At 70.5% G+C, this 2,689-nt stretch carries 3 protein-coding genes and 1 pseudogene; 1 reads left to right on the top strand and 3 read right to left on the bottom strand.

From position 1 onward, the window contains the following. Positions 1-146: pseudogene (locus tag G3N98_RS40100) on the bottom strand (PLP-dependent aminotransferase family protein); the annotation flags it as partial. A 202-nt stretch (positions 147-348) separates the two neighbouring features. Here G3N98_RS40100 and G3N98_RS38935 point away from each other — a divergent pair. Next, a complete protein-coding gene (locus tag G3N98_RS38935; RefSeq protein WP_206151092.1) occupies positions 349-1,551 on the top strand; it encodes a GNAT family N-acetyltransferase in 1,203 nt (400 codons plus the stop codon). Positions 1,552-1,578: 27 nt separating this feature from the next. On the opposite strand, the gene G3N98_RS38930 is transcribed toward G3N98_RS38935, so the two are convergent. Together G3N98_RS38930 and G3N98_RS38925 are read right to left on the bottom strand one after the other, a co-directional pair. Beyond that, a complete protein-coding gene (locus G3N98_RS38930; RefSeq protein WP_206151091.1) occupies positions 1,579-2,058 on the bottom strand; it encodes a DUF3331 domain-containing protein in 480 nt (159 codons plus the stop codon). Between the two features lie 38 nt (positions 2,059-2,096). Next, on the bottom strand, positions 2,097-2,689 hold a 593-nt coding region (locus G3N98_RS38925; protein ID WP_346779131.1), incomplete at its 5' end, for an MFS transporter.

Genomic DNA, 2,689 nt, shown 5'->3' with positions numbered 1-2,689 from the left:
GTGCCGGCCGGCATCGCGCCGCCGAGAATCGCGTCGCGCACGCGGCGCAGCAACTGGCGCTGCAGCGAAGGCGCGCCCGGCGTGCGCGCCAGCGGCGCGTCGAGCGGCAGCAACGGCGCATCGCCGGAAGGAAGGACAGTCGTCATCGGAACATCGCAGCGTGAAAATGTCGGAACGTGGCGTACGGCAAGTGGCGCACGGCTGGTGAACGGCGGCTCGCGGTTCGGCCCCCGATATTCGTGGCACCATAAATTTTCCGATCTCTGGCGCTTCTCATGGTACCTCGCCGCGACTACGATCGTCTGCATGCCGGCATGTCGCCGGCCGCCAACCGAAGCGAGATCGACCTTGTCCACGCTCACCAACGCTTTCCAGCAACCCATCGGCCACCCCGTTCCCGACTGGTCCGCGCGCCCGCGCCCGGAGCGCATCGTGCTCGAAGGCCGCTACTGCCGGCTCGAACCGCTCGACGCCGAGCGCCACGCGGCCGACCTGCACGCCGCCTACTCGCAGGCGCCGGACGGCAGCGACTGGACCTATCTCGCACACGGCCCGTACGCCGACGAAGCGAGCTACCGCGAGTACGCGCGTACCGCGCAGGCGAGCCCGGATCCGCTGCACTACACGGTGATCGACCGCGCCACCGGCCGCGCGGTCGGCACGCTCGCGCTGATGCGCATCGATCCGGCCAACGGCGTGATCGAGGTCGGCTCCGTCACGTTCTCGCCGCTGCTCAAGCGCACGCCCGTTTCCACCGAAGCGCAGTTCCTGCTGATGAAGTACGCGTTCGACACGCTCGGCTACCGGCGTTACGAATGGAAGTGCGACGACCTGAACCTCCCGTCGCGCAAGGCCGCCGCCCGGCTCGGCTTCCGCTACGAGGGCACGTTCCGGCAGGCGATCATCTACCGCGGCCGCAATCGCGATACCGCGTGGTTCTCGATCATCGACGGCGAATGGCCGGATGTGCGCGCCGCGTTCGACGCGTGGCTCGCCCCGGAAAACTTCGACGCGCAGGGCGAGCAGCGCCGGTCGCTCACCGCGATTCGCCACGCGCAGGCAAGCGCGCGCGATGCGGCCAGCCGCGCGAACGACGCGACGCGCGTCACGGTGCGCCCGCTCGTCGCCGCCGACGAAGCCGCATGGCGCCCGCTGTGGCAGGGTTATCAGAAGTTCTACGACACCACGCTGAGCGACGCGGTGTTCGCGACGACGTGGGCCCGCCTGATGGATCCCGCCGAGCCGATGTTCGTGCTCGGCGCATTCGACGCATCGGGTGCGCTGGTCGGGATCGTGCATTCGATCTACCACCGCTCGTGCTGGACCGAAGGGCCGTACTGCTACCTGCAGGACCTGTACACCGCACCCGACGCACGCGGGCAAGGCGCAGGCGGCGCGCTGATCGAGGCCGTGTACGAACATGCCCGTGAAGCCGGCGCGAGCCGTGTGTACTGGCTCACCCACGAAACCAACACGACGGCACGCGCGCTGTACGACAAGCTCGCGAACAACGCCGGCTTCATCCAGTACCGGCACGACGTGAAGAAGTAACGACCGCGTGTCGCAGCCGGCCGGCGTTCAACCGGAAACGTCGGCCGGCTCGCGCGCGTCTTCGCCCTCCGGGGCGTCGTCACCTGCCAGGCCGGCCGCACCCGGCACCGCCGCCGGGCAGATCATCTCGTCGCCATTGGCCGGCACGGGCCGCCGCACCGGCCGGAACACCGGCTCGCCCGGCTCGATCGGCTGCCCCGAGATCGCGCAGCGGCCCGGCTGCAACGCGACGCGCAAGCGCCAGCGCTGCTCGCCGTAATGGCACCGGCCGCTCTCGACCCAGCGAATCAGCAACGCGTGGTCGTCGGCCTCCAGCACCGTGACGAACAGTTGCGGGCGCAACGGCGAGACGGCCGCCGCCGCAGGCTCGGGAACCGGCGCCCGGCCGATCGTCCCGAGCGGATGCGCGACGCCGCCACGTGGCGGCATAGCATCGTCTTCGACCCATGCCGGCGCATCGCACGGCGGGTCTGCTTCGCAAATCAGGCTTTCCATGGTGTTGAGCATGCTTGACGGATTTCCGTGCAGATTGAACGGCGCCGCGCTCAGCGCCGGCCCATCGTTTCGCGCAGCAGCGACAGGCCGATCGCCGCGCCGGTGACGGCAGCCGCGAGCATCAGCCCGATGCCGCCCGACCAGCCGAATGCGCCGACGATCGAGCCGATCGCGAGCGGCCCGATCACCTGCCCGAGATAGTTGCCCTGCACGACCCAGCCGATGCTGAGCGGCGCCAGCGACGGCGTCGGCGCGGAGCCCGGCGCACACGCGAGGATCGTCGCGGGCAACATCCCCGCGATCGCCGAAAACGCAAAACCCAGCGCGACCGCGAGCGGCGCCGGCGTGGCCGCGCTGAAGAGCCCCGCGCCGGCCGCGCCGATCGCGACCGACGTCGCGGCCATCACGATCCCGGGCCGTGCGCCGCGCGACAACAGCCAGCCGGCCGTCAGGTTGCCGATCACGCACGCGGCGACGATCGCCGCGCTGATCAACCCCGCGGCACCGACCGCGACGCCGAGGCGCTGCATCAGGAACACCGGCAGGAACGTCATCGCCGCGAAGAACTGCACGTTGTAGGTGGCGAACCCCAGCGCCAGCAGCGTGGTCGAGCGCGACGCGAGCACGTCGCGCAGCGCGGGCA

It is taken from the genome of Burkholderia sp. Tr-20390, assembly GCF_017104595.1.
Lineage (GTDB): Bacteria > Pseudomonadota > Gammaproteobacteria > Burkholderiales > Burkholderiaceae > Burkholderia.
The sequence above is the reverse complement of the archived record's forward strand: the minus strand, read 5'-3'. Positions and strand labels throughout refer to the sequence as shown.